The following is a 301-nucleotide window of genomic DNA, read 5'->3' on the forward strand; positions in this document are numbered from 1 at the left end:
CCCATCCGCTTCAGGGCCTTGTCCGAGACCGCCGCAGAGAAACTCCGGAACAGCCCGTTCCGCCCGTCCACGGTGCGCTCGCGAAAGTCGTAGCCCAGGAACGTGAACCTCGTGTGCTCGAAAGAGCTCTTGCGGTTCGCGTCCCGGCAGTAGACGACCTGCGTCTTGTCGGGGTGCAGTTGAAGGCCGACCGATTCCATGCGCGCCTCCAGCGCGGCCAGCACCGCTCTCGCCTCAGCGAGACTGCGGCAGTGGATGACCGCATCGTCGGCATACCGTTCGAAGCGGACGTCCGGGAACT

The 301-nt window shown here is 65.4% G+C and carries 1 protein-coding gene; it reads right to left on the bottom strand.

The window, feature by feature from the left end; genetic code table 11:
* A partial coding sequence (locus J0695_RS41670) for a reverse transcriptase domain-containing protein (protein WP_242553802.1) occupies positions 1–301 on the bottom strand: 301 nt, incomplete at both ends.

This window comes from Streptomyces beijiangensis, from assembly GCF_017315755.1.
Lineage (GTDB): Bacteria > Actinomycetota > Actinomycetes > Streptomycetales > Streptomycetaceae > Streptomyces > Streptomyces beijiangensis.